The sequence below is a fragment of the Paenibacillus qinlingensis genome, from assembly GCF_013204845.1.
In the GTDB taxonomy this organism is placed as follows: Bacteria; Bacillota; Bacilli; order Paenibacillales; family NBRC-103111; genus Paenibacillus_E; species Paenibacillus_E qinlingensis.
The window spans coordinates 52,341-69,724 of sequence record NZ_JABMKY010000015.1; the positions used below are offsets into that span (position 1 = coordinate 52,341).

The window sequence follows — 17,384 nt, forward strand, 5'->3', positions numbered from 1 at the left end:
TTATATCATTGTCGCGGCCATGATAGCCTTTTGCGCGTGAAGACGATTCTCTGCTTGATCAAAAATAATGGAATGGCCGCCGTCGATGACGCCCTCGCTTACTTCTTCCCCACGGTGTGCAGGCAAGCAATGCATGAACAAGTAATCTTGTTTTGCATATTTCACCAAAGCCTCGTTAACTTGGAAGTTCTTGAACGCGATTTCCCGCTCCTGCTGCTCCGCTTCTTGCCCCATGCTCGCCCATACATCCGTGTAGATGATATCCGCATTCTCAACAGCTTCGCGTGGATCGCGCGTAACGAGCAGGCTTCCGCCTGTTTCCGCTGCGTTTTCCTTGGATTGGCGAATCACTTCTTTATCAGCGTCATAGCCTTCTGGCGAAGCAATTGCGAAATCCATCCCCAGCTTACTAGCTCCCATCATCAGGGAGTGAACCATGTTGTTGCCATCGCCGATATAGGCGACTTTGATGCCTTTCAAACGGCCTTTTTTCTCCAAAACCGTCTGATAATCCGCCATTACTTGGCAAGGGTGCGCATGATCGGTTAAGCCATTAATAACAGGCACCGTCGCTCCGCGCGCCAAATCGATCACCTTGCGGTGCTCGTAGGTACGAATCATGATCCCGTCCAAATAACGGGACAAGGTTTGGGCGGTATCCCATACCGTCTCGCCGCGACCCAGTTGCAGATCATTTTTGCTCAAGAAAAGCGCTTGACCGCCAAGTTGGTACATCCCTACTTCAAAGGAAACACGCGTACGCGTGGAGGATTTCTCAAAAATCATACCCAGCGTTTTACCAGCTAGTACCGCATGAGGCTCTCCCGCCTTCTGCTTGCGTTTCAACTCGATCGCGTATTGAATCAGATACTCTAATTCTTCCGCTGTATAATCAATTAAAGCAAGAAAATCCTTGCCCTTCAACTGGGCAGCCAGTTCTTCCTTAACCGTGCTATTCATATGATCCAACCTCTCTACGATAAACTTCGGTTAGACGCCGCTAATGGTGGATGCCTTCTGGGAGAGGACACCGCATACGACTTCTAACGCCTGGTCCAAATCTTCTTGCGGTATCGTTAACGCCGGCACTAAACGAATCACGTTAGGTCCCGCTGGAATGACCAACACGCCTTGTTTATGAATTTCGCTAATGATTTCGGCACTCGGTTGTGTACATTCAATTCCAATCAAAAGACCGATACCACGAATGCTTTTCACTAACGGATTGCCCGCCAGCTTGCTCTCTAACGTCTTCACCGTATACGCGCCTAACTCTGCTGCACGCTCTGGCAATTGATTGTCGATAATCGTGCTTAATGTTGCATGAGCCGCCGCCGTTGCAATGGGTGTACCACCGAACGTGGAACCGTGACTACCTGCGCTGAACGCTTCCGCCAAGTAGCCTTTAGCCAGCATCGCCCCGATGGGGAATCCGCCGCCAAGACCTTTAGCTAATGAGAAAATATCCGGCTCTACACCATAATGCTCATAGGCAAAAAGCTTACCCGTACGTCCTACGCCCGTCTGGATTTCATCCGCGATCAGGAGCAAATTGTGCTCTTTGCATAGTGCAGCCAATTGTTTCACGAACTCTGGATCTGCCGGCAATACGCCGCCTTCCCCTTGCACGAACTCAAGCATAACTGCACACGTACGGTCGTTCACGAGGCTGCGAACAGACTCGATATCGTTATAATCCGCATAGACGAAACCTTCTGGAAGCGGAAGGAAGCCTTCCTTTACTTTGTCCTGACCTGTCGCTGTTAATGTAGCAATCGTACGCCCATGGAAGGACATGTTGAACGTGATAATCTCGTAACGACCGTTGTTCAGCACCTTTTGCGAGTAGCGACGTGCGATTTTGATCGCAGCCTCGTTCGCTTCCGCTCCTGTGGAACAGAAAAACACAGCATCCGCACAGCTGTTGTCCGTCAATAGACCAGCCAATTTTTCCTGATTTGGAATATGAAATAGATTACCCACATGCCAAAGCTGATCAAGCTGCTCGATCAATTTCTCTTTTACACCTTGTGGTGCATGCCCAAGAGCTGCAACGGCAATGCCGCTCATCATGTCGATGTATTCCTTACCTGTATCGTCCCACAGTCGGCTGCCCTCACCTTTCACTAGCGTAATCGGATATCTGGCGTACGTTGGAAATAACGAGCTTTTCCCTTGTTCTGTCATGTACATTCCCTCCTAAAAGTTTTCGTTAGAAAACTAGCTTCGTAAGCTCAACCTGGGGTTATTAAAATTAACGTACGATGCGTGTGCCGATGCCTTCGCCTCTCAGCACTTTACTTAACACGTTCGGCTCTGAACCGTTCACGATAACTACTTCTTGCACTTGCCCTTGTATACAAGCAATCGCTGCACGAACCTTCGGGATCATGCCGCCATAGATGTCGCCACTTGTGATCATCTCTTCAATCTGCGCTACGCTGACGACAGGAAGCACTTGCTTCTCACCATCCACGACTTTCATAATGCCGGGAACATCGGTCACAACAACCATTTGTTCCACGCCAAGGTGAGAAGCGACAGCACCAGCCGCCGTATCCGCGTTGATGTTATACCGCTGTCCGCCATCTGCCCCTAAACCAACTGGCGCAATAACGGGAATGTAGCCCATACCGACGATGCCTTGAATTAGCTCTGCATTGACCTTCGTCACATCGCCTACAAGACCTACTTCATGGCTGTTCGCTACTGGTTTTGCTTCGATCAAATGTCCATCCACACCGGACAACCCAAGCGCTTTCGCGCCTGTTAACTGAATACGGCGTACGATTTCTTTGTTAATCTGGCCAGACAGTACCATTTCAACTACGTCGAGCACTGCTTCAGAAGTTACCCTTAGCCCGTTCACGAAGCCAGATTCAATACCCAACTTCCCTAGCGTGTCTGAAATGGCAGGACCGCCGCCATGCACGATGACCGTAACAATGCCTTCTTCCTGAAGGTGGCGCATATCCTCAAAAAAACTGCTAGGCAGCGCCGCAAGCGTGCTACCCCCGCATTTCATTACAAAACAATTGTTCTTCACTGCTCTTTTTCCTCCTTACGTCCGATATGCCGCATTAATGCGGACATAATCATAGGTCAAGTCGCAGCCCCAGCCCGTTGCTTTGCCTTCGCCCATATGTAAATTCACATGAATTTGAATCGTATCTGTTTTCAAATAGACCAGCGCTGCTTCCTCGTCGAACTTCACGGGACGCGATTGCTCCAAAACCGCGATATCGCCCAAGCGAATATCCACGGTGTTCACGTTCACCGGCTGCCCAGAGTAACCTACAGCCGCAATGATCCGGCCCCAGTTCGCGTCAGCGCCATATACGGCGGACTTCACGAGGCTCGATCCGATGATCGACTTCACGATCTTCCGCGCCGCATCGTCGCTCTCCGCTCCGATAACCGTCGTCTCGATCAGCTTCGTCGCGCCTTCGCCATCACGAGCAATCGCTTTGGCGAGGTATTCGCCAACGTATTGGAACCCTGCTGCGAAAGCTTCCCAATCCGGGTGTCCCGGATGCAGGGAGTCGCCGCCGGCTAGCCCGCTTGCCATCACCACGACCATGTCGTTGGTGCTTGTATCTCCGTCAACAGTGATCATGTTGAACGTGTTATCTGTAATCCTGCTCAGCAACAGCTGCAGGTATTCGCTCTCAATCGCGACGTCGGTTGTCATAAAACCGAGCATCGTCGCCATGTTCGGGTGAATCATCCCCGAACCTTTCGCCGCTCCGGCAATGTGAACCTCTTTGCCGCCAACGACAACACGGACGCACGTCATCTTCTGCACGAGATCCGTCGTTAGGATCGACTGGCAGAAGTCTTCGCCGCCGTCTAGCTTCAGCTTCGCTGGCAGCTGCTCAATGCCGCTCAGCACTTTGCCCATCGGCAGTAACTCGCCGATAACGCCCGTGCTCGTCACGCCGACGTGGTGCTCCGCCACGCCAAGTACCTTCGCGCTTGCCGCGCGCATCGCGCGAGCGTCGTCTTCGCCTTGCTGACCGGTACACGCGTTCGCGTTACCGCTGTTCACGATCATCGCCTGCAGCTTGCCGCTGTGGGCGATGCTTTCTTGCGTCACGCGAAGCGGAGCCGCTTGGAACGCGTTCAGCGTGTACACGCCTGCCGCTGACGCAGGTACATCACAGAGGATCGCGCCAAGATCATAGCGCTCCGTTTTCTTTAATCCGCAGTGCAATCCGCCTGCGCGGAAGCCCTTCGGTGTTGTTACAGTGCCCTCTGGCACGATAGTGAAGCTTACTTGATCCGACATGGTCGTCTACTCACCTATCCTCATCTTCTTGTTATGGATATACCGGTGCGAACAACAACCCTGTCGTTTCGTCCCAGCCTTGCATAATATTTAAATTCTGAATCGCTTGACCGGCAGCGCCCTTCACAACATTGTCGATAACCGACACGATTGTTACACGCCCTGTACGCTCATCCACCGCGAAGCCGATATCACAGTAGTTCGAGCCCATAACTTCCTTCGTGGAAGGATATTTGCCAAGTGGACGAATCCGTACGAACTTGCGGCCTTCATAGTACTGACGATACTTCTCGATAAACTCTTCAGCTGTATGTTCACCTGTTAGCGTGGCGTACATCGTCGCCATAATTCCACGTGTCATCGGCACAAGGTGCGTCGTAAACGTCGTCACAACTGGTTTCCCTGCAATGCGACTCAGCGCTTGCTCAATTTCTGGGATGTGTTGATGTTTATTTATTTTGTAAGCCGTTAAATTCTCATTTACTTCCGAGTAGTGTGTGCCCAGGCCCAGACCTCGACCCGCACCGGATACACCAGATTTCGCATCAATGATAATCGTGGCTGGATCAATCCATCCTGCTTCAACTGCAGGAATAAGTCCTAGCAGCGTCGCTGTTGGGTAACAGCCTGGATTGGCGATCAGATCGCTGCCCTTCACTTCGTCCCCGAATACCTCGGATAGACCGTAGATCGAACGCGCCAAAGCTTCTTCTGAAGCGGCCGGTTTTTTATACCATTTTTCATAGTCGCTAGCGGACTTCAGTCTCAAATCTCCCGAAATATCAATCACCTTCAGGCCCGCCTCAATCAATTTAGGCGAAAGTCCCGCGCTCACGCCTGCCGGAGTAGCTAGAAACACAACGTCTGCTTTGCCTGCGATCAACTCAACATCAAGAACATCGAGAATATCTACAACGATTTCCTGCAAATGCGGAAAATGCTCCGCCAACGGCGCGCCTGCATTCGAAGTTGAAATAACGGATGTAATCTGTACAAGTGGATGCGCCTGCAAAAGACGAATCAATTCCGCACCACCATACCCTGTCGCTCCAATAATAGCCGCTCTAATACTTTGACTCATTCCCATGACCTCCCGATGTTCCGAAAATATATGTATTATTATACATTCGTATACATAATAATTCAATGAATTTTTTTGCGCTCTGACTTTGGCCGAAATTGCTATTTAGCAAGGTATTTCAAGGCTTTTATTCGGTAAAATTGAATTGATTTTAGTTAACTGAATAGTCTGACTATATCGAGTTATATGCACATTATGCATCAATTTTCGCAAGTCGTGCATAAAAAAATCTTAATCGCCGCCATCGCTTCTTCCGTTGCCAATGCACTTAGCCCTACTCATTATCCCAAAGACTATAGTCAGAAGGCAAATTATGTTAGCTACCCTCAAGTTATGCACATTTGTACACAGGCATTGTGTATAAGTCATAGGATTGCGCACAGATTGCCAACAAGTTATCCACAAAAAAGGACCATCAGGTATTCATTCTCCTGACGGTCCTCTACTATGCATGGCGCTTAAACCCTTCTCCCAACACTTCATTCGTTTCACTCAAAATTACAAAAGCCTGTGGATCCACAGATTGCACGAGTGTTTTTAATCGACTGACTTCATTCTGTTTCACGACCACCATCATGACCGTTCGCGATTCCCCCGTAAATCCACCCGATCCGCTAAGTTCGGTTAACCCGCGATCCAAATCGTACAAAATCGCCTTCCGTATGGCATCCGTATGATCTGAAATAATAAAGGCTACCTTGGCATAGTTAAAGCCGAGCTGCACGATATCAATCGTCTTGGTGGTGACGAATAAGCCGATCATCCCGTACAGCGCATTCTCTGGGGTAAATACCAGGGCAGAGCTGATGATGACAAGTCCATCGAATATGGCAACCGATAAGCCAAGGCTTAAGCCGGAGTATTTATGCAATAGTTGTGCTGCCAACCCCAGTCCACCTGTGGAGCCGCGCCCTTTAAAAACGATCCCCAGACCTAAACCCACGCCGATGCCTCCATATACAGCAGCTAGCAGCGGATTGTGTGTAGGTACGCCTAAATGACTGGTGATAAGTACGCAGAATGGGAAAATAACCGATCCTACGATCGCTTTAATGCCGAATTTCTTCCCAAGCAGCCATAGTGCTAATAGTAAAATCGGAATATTGAGCGCCCACTGTGTGTACGCCGGGTTTATTTGGGTGACTTCCTGCAAAATGGTTGAAATCCCCGAGACCCCGCCTGTTGCGATTCGGTTCGGGTTCAGAAAGCTGTTAAAGCTCGCTGCCATGATCAACGAACCAACGATTAGTAATATATATTCGAAAACGGTATGCGTGGGACTTCCCATTGTGATTCGCGGTTCTCTTCTGGACACCCGTGGTCCTCCTTTGTTCGTTTACATGAAAAATCCTACACCTAATAGGTGTAGGATCAACGTTTATGACGTGAACCATGCACAGCTCGGCAAATCAGCTTGCTTGGCTTGTGGCAGGCTTACTCTGGCTTCCGTATTTGATGGCGCAGATACGCGTCGATAAAGGCATCAAGGTCGCCGTCCATGACCGCTCCAATGTTCCCCGTCTCAGCGGAGGTTCTATGATCCTTCACCATGCTGTACGGATGGAAAACGTAGGAGCGAATCTGGCTGCCCCACGCAATATCCGACTGCTCGCCGCGAATCTCGGCTAGGTGCTTCAATTGCTCTTCGATCTTCCGCTCATAGAGCTTGGAGCGAAGCATTTTCATCGCTTTCTCGCGGTTCTTGATCTGCGAGCGCTCTTGCTGACAGCTCACCACGACGCCAGTCGGAATGTGCGTAATCCGCACAGCCGAGTCCGTGGTGTTGATGTGCTGACCGCCGGCGCCGCTTGCGCGGTACGTATCGATCTTGAGATCCTCGGAGCGGATCTCGCCCACGTCTGTGTCGTCTTCGATCTCTGGCATCACGTCACACGATGCGAACGAAGTGTGACGACGGCCAGAGGCGTCGAACGGCGAGATCCGGACGAGCCGGTGCACGCCCTTCTCTGCCTTCAAGTAGCCGTAGGCGTTGAAGCCTGTGATCTGCAGCGTGACACTCTTCACGCCGGCTTCGTCGCCGGGCAAATAGTCGAGTACCTCGACTTTGTAGCCCCGCTTCTCCGCCCAGCGGCGGTACATCCGCAGCAGCATCTCTGCCCAGTCCTGCGACTCCGTGCCGCCGGCGCCTGGATGCAGCTCTAGAATCGCATTCAGCCGGTCGTACGGCTGATTGAGCAGCAAACCAAGCTCGAAGGATTCGAGCTTCTTGACGAGCGCCGCGATGCCGGTTTCGATGTCTTTGACAAGACCCGCATCGCTCTCTTCTTCCTCGAGTTCGACCATGACCTGAATATCCTCGAATGTGTTCGTGAATCCTTGGAACTCATCTACGACACTCTTAATCACATTGAGCTCGGCGATCGTCTTCTGGGCACGTTCATTATCGTCCCAGAAGTCTGGCGCACCCATTTTTTCCTCGAAATCCCCGATGGCTTCTAGCTTATGATCTAAGTCAAAGAGACCCCCGTAATTCGGTTAGTCGCTTCGCTGTTTCTCTTAAGTCTTGTTTAACTTCTGGTTCTAGCATGTCGTACACCTCGTTTATTCTGCTTGCATGTACCTAGACAAGTTGTTAAGTCGGTTGTTAAGTCGCTTACATGCCTTGACCATGGCACTGCTTGAACTTCTTACCGCTGCCGCATGGGCATGGGTCGTTGCGTCCAATACGCTGCTCTTCATCGCGTACTAGCGGTTTTTTGCCGCCTGCTTCATTCTTCGTGTCAACAGCCTGACCTTCTGCTACCGCTTGGCGCTCCAGGTTGCTCTGTACGTGTGCTTTCATGATGTACATCGCGACTTCTTCACGAATGTTATCGATCATCTCTTGGAACATCTCGAAGCCTTCGAATTGGTACTCACGAAGTGGATCTGTACCGCCGTATGCACGCAAGTGAATACCTTGGCGAAGCTGATCCATTGCATCAATATGATCCATCCATTTGCTATCTACTGCACGGAGCGCTACAACTTTCTCAAACTCACGCATAAACTCTGCGCCAATTTCCGTTTCACGCTCATCATACCGTTTGCTCACAAGATCTTTGATCAGCTCAATGATCTCATCTTGCTCTTTACCCCAAATGGTTTGATCCGTAATTTGTGCATCGTCATGCAGCAAGTTGTTGTTCACAAAGTTCGCAACTTCTTGCAGTTCCCACTCTTCTGGGATTGTTTCTTCTGGACAGTGTGCTTTCACGATGCGCTCGATTACTGCGCCGATCATACCTTCGATGACTTCACGGATATTCTCGGACTCCAGCAACTCGCGGCGCTGTTTATATATAATTTCACGTTGTTGATTCATGACATCGTCATATTGAAGGACGACTTTACGTACATCGAAGTTGTTACCCTCAACGCGTTTTTGCGCGGATTCCACGGCACGGGAGATCAATTTGCTTTCAATTGGTTGATCTTCTTCCATTCCGAGACGATCCATCATCGCCATAATATTTTCAGCGCCGAATCGTTTCATCAACTCATCTTCAAGAGAAAGGTAGAATTGTGAGGAACCAGGGTCACCTTGACGTCCTGCGCGTCCACGCAGCTGATTATCGATTCGTCTGCTCTCATGACGTTCAGTACCTATGATATGCAAACCGCCAGCATCATGTACGCCTTGACCAAGCACAATGTCCGTACCACGACCCGCCATGTTCGTTGCAATCGTAACGGATCCGGGTTGACCTGCACGTGAAACGATTTCCGCTTCTTCGGCATGATACTTGGCATTCAGTACTTTATGTTGAACACCTTTCTTCTTCAGCAACTCGGAAAGTCGCTCTGAGTTCTCGATCGATACCGTACCGACAAGCACCGGCTGATTCAGCTTATGGCGTTCCAGGATTTGCTCTACGACAGCTCTGAACTTACCGTTCTCTGACTTATACACCACATCCGGCAGATCCTTACGAATCATTGGACGGTTCGTCGGCACGATAATAACTTCAAGGCCGTAAATTTTCTTCAACTCTTCTTCTTCCGTCTTCGCTGTTCCCGTCATTCCCGCTAGTTTGCGGTACATACGGAAATAGTTCTGGAACGTAATCGTAGCGAGTGTCATGCTCTCATTCTGAACTTTCAGCTGCTCTTTCGCCTCAATGGCTTGGTGCAACCCATCACTATAACGACGGCCCGTCATGATACGACCCGTAAATTCATCAACGATCATAACTTCTTCTTCTTGAACAACGTAGTCCACGTCACGTTTCATAATGAAACGAGCTTTGAGCGCTTGTGTGATGTGGTGGTTGATGTTTACGTTTTGATGATCAAATAAGTTCTCAATACCAAAAGCTCGCTCACCTTTCGCCACGCCATCTTCCGTTAACGCGACAGCACGCACTTTGATATCAATCGTGTAATCCTCTTCTTCTTTCAGCGTCGAAACAAAACGATCGGCCGTAAAGTACATGTCTGTCGATTTCGCAGCTTGTCCAGAAATGATCAATGGCGTTCTCGCTTCATCGACTAGAATGGAATCGACCTCATCGATGACCGCATAGTAAAGCGGACGTTGAACCATCTGCTCTTTGTACAGCACCATGTTGTCACGCAGGTAGTCAAACCCGTATTCATTATTCGTTCCATACGTAATATCACAAGCATAAGCTGCTTGCTTCTCTTCATGAGACAAGTCATGCAAGTTAACCCCAACGGTTAAGCCGAGGAACTCATAAATTTGACCCATTTCCCCGCTATCCCGCTGTGCCAAATAGTCATTGACGGTAACAACGTGTACGCCTTTACCAAGCAAAGCATTCAAATAAACAGGAAGTGTTCCAACTAACGTTTTCCCTTCCCCTGTTCTCATCTCTGCGATACGGCCTTCGTGCAGCACCATACCCCCGATAAGTTGAACGTCATAATGACGTTTTCCTAGTACACGAATACCTGCTTCTCTAACTACTGCAAAAGCTTCTGGCAATAAATCATCGATTTCTTCGCCCTTCTCAAGACGTTCTCTGAACTCGATTGTTTTCCCTTTTAACTGTTCATCGGTCAGCGGTTTAATGCTGGCTTCAAGCTCGTTGATGTAGTCAACGGCCTTAAGCATCCGTTTAATCTCCCGTTCATTGGAATCACCAAAAATTTTCTTCACTAGTCCTAGCATCGGTGAACCCCTTTCCCTTGCGTTCGTATCCTTAAATTGTACCACTTATGACAGTCTTGTCGCAACAAACGAGCATTCCCTTCCTTCTAAAACCTATAGAAATAGGACTTAAAAACCATGCTTTTCGTTTTTCTTAGTATGAAATGGAGAGGCCGCTAACATGCATAGCTAGGTTTATGACTTCATGTGCCGAAATAAACGGCTACGCCGTCCTTCAAAGATGGGAGCGTTTATCCAGAAATATAAGTCACATTAGTATGTGAAACTTATAAAGTCTTTTATTTTAAAGCAAAGAGCTTAATCCGATGATATCGAATTAAGCTCACTTGATCATTTTGTATAGGAATGTTGATTGAATGTATTAGGCAATTGTTTATGCATTACATCGCTGGTTCAATTAAACCGTACTTACCGTCGTCTCGTTTGTAGACCACATTGACTGTGTCTGTCTCCATGTTCGAGAATACAAAGAAGTTATGACCCACCATATTCATTTGGAGAATCGCTTCTTCCACGTCCATCGGTTTCAAATTGAATCGTTTGTTACGCACGAGCTCGAAGTCCTCTTCTTCTTCCATATAGGAAGCTGCCGCGACTTCAACCTTGAACAAATCACGTTTGCCACCATCTTGGCGGATTTTACGATTCGTTTTGGTCTTGTGCTTACGAATTTGGCGCTCTAATTTGTCCACAACCAAATCAATGGATGCGTACATATCGGTGTTGCGTTCTTCTGCTCGCAGTAGCACGCCTGTTAATGGGATGCTTACTTCAATGGCTTGAAGACCTTTAACCACACTTAGCTTTACTTGTACATCGGATGTAAGGGGAGCTTCAAAATACCTCTCTAGTCTATTCAACTTCTTGTCGACATAGTCTCCGAGGGCTTCAGTAACTTCAAGGTGTTCTCCGCGAATGCTAATTTCCATAGTTAAACATCTCCCTTCCTGCTTACATTATACCACATTCCACTTCATCTTCATAATTCCTTTAAATACCGAGCTAACATTCTAGCAAAATATAAAAAAACACCCTAGAGTAGTTCCTCCAGGGTGATCTTGTTGGTTAGTGTATGCAATGGCACAACACGTGCCAAGATAATTATAGTCTGCTTACGTTTGCAGCTTGTGGTCCGCGAGCGCCTTCTACGATGTCAAACTCAACAGCTTGACCTTCGTCTAGCGTTTTGAACCCTTCGGACTGAATCGCTGAGAAATGAACGAATACATCTCCACCATCTTCGCGCTCAATGAAACCATACCCTTTTTCTGCGTTAAACCATTTCACTTTACCTTGCATATCGTACACAATCCTTTCGTTTTAAAAAATATAAATGATAAGAGCGAGAAAATGAAAACCCTTACATTTTGACTATACCATCTATCTGCTTGACCTGTCAATTTATAACTTTTAATAAAGTGAATATTTAGAAAATTCAAGTATTTACATCCCGTGGATAACTGCAGAAAATGTAGAATCCTGTCATAGCGGGATTCTTTACATGTTATTAACAAAGTTATTCACAGGTTTATGCACATTATCCACAGGTTGAGTGGAGAGAAATATGGATAACTCGCGCTAAAACCTTTCATTTATTCACATGGTGGGGCCAGATCGGATTGTTTATCCACGGAATACTGTAGGTGATTGAGGAAAACAGAGGATAAAAGAAAAAACCTCCTGCCGCGGCAAAAGGTTGGTGTGAATAGCTTACTTCTTCTTGTCGAAGAAGTAACTATCTCCGTCATATTGGTTGTCATACGCATTCTTTTGTGTCTTCCCGTTGTCGATCTTCGTCAATTGGGATCTAGCTTGATCACGGAATTTCGTTAGCTTTTGCAGGAAGATAGGATCAAGGCTCACGATCGCTTGAATACGTTCCTTGAACTTCTCCTTATCACGGGCAGAAGCGCCTTCTGTAGCGTTAATTAAGGCTTGCATCAGCGCGCCTCGCTGCTCCATGAATTCGGAAAGCTGCTCAATATCCATCGTGGCAAGCTCGGCTAGCGCCTGCTGCGTTCGTTGTTCTAGCTCAGAGACCAACTCATCCATGGGAAGCTCCAGCAGGTGCAGTACTTGCTGCGCCGCTTTTAACTTGTAATGCAGCTTGCACCCAAGTTTCTTTCAACTGAATCAGAAATCCTAACACTTCTTCAGCTGGCTCCACTGATTTTTTCATATTAGCCTCAATTAAACGATGATTGAAGTACTCATATAAACGCAACAACTCAACGGCAATTGGAGCATTACGATCAATCGTGATGGAGAACTCGCTAATAATGTCCTGTACCTTGACTAGGTTGGTGTTAGCGTCTTGGTAGTTGGTATTTTTCAAAGCCTCTATACCCGCACGGCAAAAACGAATAGCCCCATCACAAAGCATAATTAACAATTGCGCGGGGGTTGCTGTTTGAACAGTGTTCTCCAAGTATTTATTACGTTGGGCTTGAATCATGGATATTTCCCCCTAGTTTAAAGTAGGACTCTTACTAGCCCATTTGCTGTGTTAGTTGTGCACTTTGTGCCGTCATTTGATTCATGTACTTTTCCATCGCTGTGAATTGTTTATAGTAGCGAGTTTCAAGTGCTTTTAGCTTGTCTGTAAAATTATCGATGCGTTCGTTCATATCTTCTAACGTCTCACCCATGAGATAACTTGAATCGGCACTATTCGTAATACCTGCTTTAGCCGTGATATTCTTGAACACAGCATCAGCTTGGTCAGAAAGACGTCTTGCCAAACCGTCACCTTTATTCGAATCTTTGAGACCATCGTTCGCGTTAAACAACGCCATCACTTCATCCGGCTTCTCTGCTATCGCTTTCTTCAACTTGTCTTCATCAATATAGATTTTACCATTCTCTAAATAGCTACCCGAAATACTCTTACCACTAACAATGGCTGTTGATATCCCGATCTGAGAAAGGGTCTTCGCATTGCCAACAGGAAGCCCCTCGACAGTACTTGAAAAAGCTATCCTGAAATTAGTTAATCCACTTGTAAGTAATGGATCCCTGCGGAGCATACCGCTTTTTGCTTTTGTTTCCCAAATTGTGATCTGATCTTCCTTCATAGATTCTCGCTGCTCGTCAGTTAGTGGAGTGAAATCCTTATATTTCTTTTCGGAAGTCTTCGTATTTACCGTGTCAATAAGCTCGTTATATTTATCTACAAACGATTTGATGGAGTTGAAGACGGTATCCACATCACGTGTGTTTGTGATATTAACTACGGTTGTTGGTGAAGCTTTTTTAATTGTAATATTCATCCCGCTGATAGCAAAGGTGTTCGTATCATACTCAGCAGATGCACCATTGAATTCAATTTGAGCCTTTTGCCCTGTAATGCGGAAAGAAGCATAATCTTTCCCTGGAGCAGGTGATGAAATTGGCGCAGTTACCCCTAATTTATCAAGAAGGTTGTAGGAATCTGCTGTTGCGTCGCCGAAAGTAATCGGCTTCGTTTGGTCTGGATTGTTAAATGCAAGCTTATTATTTTCGTCTAGATACGCTGATACACCAGACTTACCAATATCCGAGCTATTAATTTGGTCAATCAACTGACCAACAGTGGTTGTCTTAGATATCTCATAGTCAAGCGACTTTCCGTTAACTTCCATATGAAACTTCTGAACGGTTGTTAAATCTTTGTCGATTAGCGTTGTAATGCCATCAGCGAAGTTCACAGTTCCTGTCAATGTTTGGCCTTTATCGACTACATCAGTTGAGAGCGGAGTATTCGGTGTTACTGGATTGTTATCTGCATCGCCGTTTAACTTTAACACCGATGTTAGAAGATTATGACCGTTTTCATCGCTTCCCATTTTAAGATCAATGGCTGCTTTACTTCCAGTTGAAGAAGACGCAAAGAAAAATTTATCAATGGTTGCATCGTAGCTCATCGTTACGCCGGTAGTACTTGATTTACCATTAACAGATGCAACTAATAACGCAATAGAATCAGTTGGTTTAACTGTTATCGTTGCCGTTCCTTTTTCCCCGCCAATGGACAAAGTCGTGTTAGCAGTAAACGTTGGATCAATGTCCTTAAGCAAGGCACTATCAGATGATTTGCCAGTTGCTTCGGAAGTCACAGAAGCTGAAGTAGCAAGCTTATTGACTTTCAACGAATAGATACCCTCTGGTGCTGTTGCTGTAGAAGTAACTGAGAGTATACTCTCATCAGCCGAGGAAGATTTCTTAGATTGAAAAATCCCTTGACGTGTCATATCCGTTGCTGCGCTACGGAAATTTAAAATCTTCGTATTTATCGCACGATAATCGTCGCGTTGCCATTCAAGTATTTGCTTTTGTTGTTTAAGCTTATCTTGTGGTATTTTAGCCGCAGCCATTAGCTTCTTGACTGTTTCATCGATATCTATACCTGAATTTGAAAATCCACTCAATCGTAGTACCATATTATCCTACCTTTCATGCTGGAATACTAACTTTTATCTCTTCTCATCGACAAGAATCCCTGCCATTTTCCAAAGCTTAGCTACAAAATCCAAACTCTTTTCTGGCGGAATTTCACGAATCGTTTCGCCTGTATCTTTATCTAACACTTTTACGGAGATTAACTTCGTTTTTTGGTGGATAGAAAACTCAAGCGAAGTTGTTCTTCCTTGCATGGCTTTGATCGCGTGCTCAATCGCTCTAACGACTTGCGCGTCACTAATAGTGACATTCTCACCTTGTAATTCCGCTTGTTTGAGATCCGTAGTATTCGTAAAATTGGATGCAATGATTGCTGCTGCACTACTCGTTCCGATCTCATCCACTTTATGAACTTTTACCGGTTCAGGAGAAGGTCTGCTATCTCCCGAACTTCCAAAACCACTTACAGGGTTATTAATACTCATAGAAACAACCTCCAGCCGAAGATATATATATCATATATATCGGATGGAGGTTGTTGATGTGTAATAGACTCAACATAAATATTTAAAAAATATCTATATATTCTCACAGTTCAAAAAAAGTTCACTATATTTGAGTTTTCAAATGTTCGTAGTAATTTTGAATATTACTTTTATCATTAAGATAAACCATAGAATGTTCATTGCTCAAACAATATTTATAAGCTCTATCAAGCAATTCAAGTGGTTTAGCACTTTCTACTCTCTTGTAAAATACATTTATCGAAAGAGCAACTAAAGTTAGAGTTTTTACGCAAAGTTTTGTATACATCTCACCAAAGAGAGTAAAATCATCTATACATAACTCTAGATTTCGAAAAATATTTAAAAAACCATCATGTTGCTCTAATCTACCCTCAATTGTCGCATAATAAGGAATATTAATTTGATCCCCTATTTCTGCCTCTTCAGTTTCATTTTTTTCTGCTTTACCTTCATAAATAAACATAAGGTCGGTACCTTCCACATTACCGAATTGACTCAAAAGCAATTCCCAATACATATGGGGATACCAGAAACATATGCTGTTATTTTGATTTTCAATTATATATTCAATCCCTTTATATTGCTTAAGCATCTCCCTGTTAAATATAATACCCGACATATAATTAGAGGTAAGCATATACGTTAACATTGCATCTTTGCCCTGCTTTGCCAGTCTGTAGGAAGGCGGCCTACTTTGAATTGAGGTAGATGTTCTCAATATTGCTAGGGAGTCTTGGGATTGATTTAATATATTCATTATTTTATCAATAACATGAAAGTTCACCATATCTTCATCACTCAATAGTAAAATGAATTTCCCTCTTGCTAATTCACATACCTTGCATAAGTTTATAGCAAATCCTTGATTCTCTTCAAACTCAAAATACGTCAATCTCGCATCGGTAATATCATCCCTAATATGGTTATAATAAGTCTTTGTCATATTTTGGGTTCCATTATTAGAAAGGATGATTTCAATTTCTTCATCATATGAAGTTTGTAGTAACTGTACTATATTTTCAAGAGCTCTGTTACCTCTGTTATAACTTGGAATACAAATACTAAGAAGAACATTATCACCATATCTGTTTTCTTTAACAATTCGAAGATTGTGAATATTATCTATACTATTTTGAGGAGTGTAACTATTATCTAATAGATTAATTATATTTCTGGGAATATATGCATTTTTGCCGCTAAAATACTTTTCCATGCTAATAAAACTATCAAAAATAACTACATTAGAAATAAGATATTCATTTAAAAGAGCTCCTTGCAAGCAAGAAAGAAATTTCTGTATATCGTTTAATACAATATACGTTTTCCTATTAGCCTTTTTAATAACATTAGTATAAGTAAGTACACTCTTCCAATCCCAATCTTCTATTAGTAAATAGTCGGAAAAGTCATCATCAGCTTGTATTACAGGTATAATTTCATACTTAAATAGTACAACTTTTTCTTTTATAAGCTTTTCTTCTTTGTCATACATATAATATTCATTCGGAACTCCAGTCGGTAGGATCCAAAATGATAACTTCTCGAAATTAACTGCTTCCTTTATATGTTTATTTGCAATTAAAAAGTTTATGTTTGATTCATAAATGTCTTTAAATTCACTAATGTTCGGCTCAATAAAGGCTTCCCATAGCACCTTTTCTATTTCATCTCTTGAATATCCATGAGTCTGTGCTTTTATTAACATCAAAAAGAAATAATCATACTCAGACACTCTAAACAAAAAGTATGCAAATGAGGCATATGTATCTGCTTTTAACCTATCATCTGTTTCGAATTCATTACTTTCAACCTTTTTTATTAACTCCGTATATTTACTATGTGCTGTCTCCAATAAACCAATCTCGAGCATTTTTTCTATATCTGATAGGAATTGATCTATATGCCTCTTGCTTTCAAATATTTTTTCATCTGCCACGCTATCTATCACCTTTCTAACAATCCACTATCTCGTTTTCT

15 protein-coding genes are annotated in these 17,384 nt (G+C 45.0%); all 15 read right to left on the reverse strand.

The features are described from left to right. Positions 1 to 960, reverse strand: coding sequence for an ornithine carbamoyltransferase (gene argF, locus HQN88_RS23720; RefSeq protein ID WP_068669427.1), 960 nt, complete (start codon positions 958 to 960; stop codon positions 1 to 3). 30 nt (positions 961 to 990) lie between these two features. Further along, positions 991 to 2,187, reverse strand: coding sequence for an acetylornithine transaminase (locus HQN88_RS23725; protein ID WP_173117174.1), 1,197 nt, complete (start codon positions 2,185 to 2,187; stop codon positions 991 to 993). A 67-nt stretch (positions 2,188 to 2,254) separates the two neighbouring features. Continuing rightward, positions 2,255 to 3,025 (reverse strand): acetylglutamate kinase, encoded by a 771-nt coding sequence (gene argB / locus HQN88_RS23730; RefSeq protein ID WP_173117351.1) that lies wholly within the window; start codon positions 3,023 to 3,025, stop codon positions 2,255 to 2,257. 36 nt (positions 3,026 to 3,061) lie between these two features. Continuing rightward, complete coding sequence (gene argJ / locus HQN88_RS23735; protein WP_173117176.1) at positions 3,062 to 4,288, reverse strand: bifunctional glutamate N-acetyltransferase/amino-acid acetyltransferase ArgJ; 1,227 nt, start codon at positions 4,286 to 4,288, stop codon at positions 3,062 to 3,064. Between the two features lie 31 nt (positions 4,289 to 4,319). Further along, positions 4,320 to 5,369, reverse strand: coding sequence for an N-acetyl-gamma-glutamyl-phosphate reductase (gene argC, locus HQN88_RS23740; protein WP_216855805.1), 1,050 nt, complete (start codon positions 5,367 to 5,369; stop codon positions 4,320 to 4,322). A 445-nt stretch (positions 5,370 to 5,814) separates the two neighbouring features. After that, the gene (locus tag HQN88_RS23745; RefSeq protein WP_173117355.1) at positions 5,815 to 6,657 is read right to left on the reverse strand and encodes a YitT family protein; all 843 of its coding nucleotides are present in this window, start codon (positions 6,655 to 6,657) and stop codon (positions 5,815 to 5,817) included. Between the two features lie 146 nt (positions 6,658 to 6,803). Continuing rightward, positions 6,804 to 7,917, reverse strand: a protein-coding gene (gene prfB, locus HQN88_RS23750; protein WP_173117178.1) for a peptide chain release factor 2 whose coding sequence is annotated in 2 segments (ribosomal slippage) — positions 6,804 to 7,844 and positions 7,846 to 7,917 — 1,113 coding nt in all. Because the reading frame shifts where the segments join, the coding sequence is not laid out codon by codon here. 66 nt (positions 7,918 to 7,983) lie between these two features. After that, positions 7,984 to 10,503 carry a preprotein translocase subunit SecA gene (gene secA, locus HQN88_RS23755; protein ID WP_173117180.1) on the reverse strand — a complete coding sequence of 840 codons (2,520 nt, stop codon included), beginning with the start codon at positions 10,501 to 10,503 and terminating at the stop codon, positions 7,984 to 7,986. A gap of 380 nt (positions 10,504 to 10,883) precedes the next feature. Then, complete coding sequence (hpf, locus tag HQN88_RS23760; RefSeq protein WP_056611526.1) at positions 10,884 to 11,432, reverse strand: ribosome hibernation-promoting factor, HPF/YfiA family; 549 nt, start codon at positions 11,430 to 11,432, stop codon at positions 10,884 to 10,886. A 172-nt stretch (positions 11,433 to 11,604) separates the two neighbouring features. Beyond that, positions 11,605 to 11,802 carry a cold shock domain-containing protein gene (locus tag HQN88_RS23765; RefSeq protein WP_028556842.1) on the reverse strand — a complete coding sequence of 66 codons (198 nt, stop codon included), beginning with the start codon at positions 11,800 to 11,802 and terminating at the stop codon, positions 11,605 to 11,607. Between the two features lie 411 nt (positions 11,803 to 12,213). Then, complete coding sequence (gene fliT / locus HQN88_RS23770) at positions 12,214 to 12,555, reverse strand: flagellar protein FliT (protein WP_173117182.1); 342 nt, start codon at positions 12,553 to 12,555, stop codon at positions 12,214 to 12,216. Then, positions 12,548 to 12,958, reverse strand: a complete 411-nt coding sequence (gene fliS / locus HQN88_RS23775) for a flagellar export chaperone FliS (RefSeq protein ID WP_173117184.1) — start codon at positions 12,956 to 12,958, stop codon at positions 12,548 to 12,550. Before fliS ends, fliT begins: the two co-directional genes overlap by 8 nt. Positions 12,959 to 12,992: 34 nt before the next feature. Further along, the gene (fliD, locus tag HQN88_RS23780; protein WP_173117186.1) at positions 12,993 to 14,921 is read right to left on the reverse strand and encodes a flagellar filament capping protein FliD; all 1,929 of its coding nucleotides are present in this window, start codon (positions 14,919 to 14,921) and stop codon (positions 12,993 to 12,995) included. A gap of 33 nt (positions 14,922 to 14,954) precedes the next feature. Next, entirely contained in the window at positions 14,955 to 15,365 is a 411-nt protein-coding gene (locus HQN88_RS23785; protein WP_173117187.1) for a flagellar protein FlaG, read from the reverse strand. A gap of 124 nt (positions 15,366 to 15,489) precedes the next feature. Then, positions 15,490 to 17,343 carry a glycosyltransferase gene (locus tag HQN88_RS38470; RefSeq protein WP_173117189.1) on the reverse strand — a complete coding sequence of 618 codons (1,854 nt, stop codon included), beginning with the start codon at positions 17,341 to 17,343 and terminating at the stop codon, positions 15,490 to 15,492. Positions 17,344 to 17,384 lie beyond the last annotated feature (41 nt).

Coding starts and splice junctions, on each gene's coding strand:
- HQN88_RS23785 (WP_173117187.1), bottom strand. CDS start 15,365: ATGAGTATTAATAACCCTGTAAGTGGTTTTGGAAGTTCGGGAGATAGC.
- fliS (WP_173117184.1), bottom strand. CDS start 12,958: ATGATTCAAGCCCAACGTAATAAATACTTGGAGAACACTGTTCAAACA.
- secA (WP_173117180.1), bottom strand. CDS start 10,503: ATGCTAGGACTAGTGAAGAAAATTTTTGGTGATTCCAATGAACGGGAG.
- argF (WP_068669427.1), bottom strand. CDS start 960: ATGAATAGCACGGTTAAGGAAGAACTGGCTGCCCAGTTGAAGGGCAAG.
- argC (WP_216855805.1), bottom strand. CDS start 5,369: ATGAGTCAAAGTATTAGAGCGGCTATTATTGGAGCGACAGGGTATGGT.
- HQN88_RS23765 (WP_028556842.1), bottom strand. CDS start 11,802: ATGCAAGGTAAAGTGAAATGGTTTAACGCAGAAAAAGGGTATGGTTTC.
- argJ (WP_173117176.1), bottom strand. CDS start 4,288: ATGTCGGATCAAGTAAGCTTCACTATCGTGCCAGAGGGCACTGTAACA.
- HQN88_RS23745 (WP_173117355.1), bottom strand. CDS start 6,657: ATGGGAAGTCCCACGCATACCGTTTTCGAATATATATTACTAATCGTT.
- hpf (WP_056611526.1), bottom strand. CDS start 11,432: ATGGAAATTAGCATTCGCGGAGAACACCTTGAAGTTACTGAAGCCCTC.
- fliT (WP_173117182.1), bottom strand. CDS start 12,555: ATGGATGAGTTGGTCTCTGAGCTAGAACAACGAACGCAGCAGGCGCTA.
- argB (WP_173117351.1), bottom strand. CDS start 3,025: ATGAAATGCGGGGGTAGCACGCTTGCGGCGCTGCCTAGCAGTTTTTTT.
- fliD (WP_173117186.1), bottom strand. CDS start 14,921: ATGGTACTACGATTGAGTGGATTTTCAAATTCAGGTATAGATATCGAT.
- HQN88_RS23725 (WP_173117174.1), bottom strand. CDS start 2,187: ATGACAGAACAAGGGAAAAGCTCGTTATTTCCAACGTACGCCAGATAT.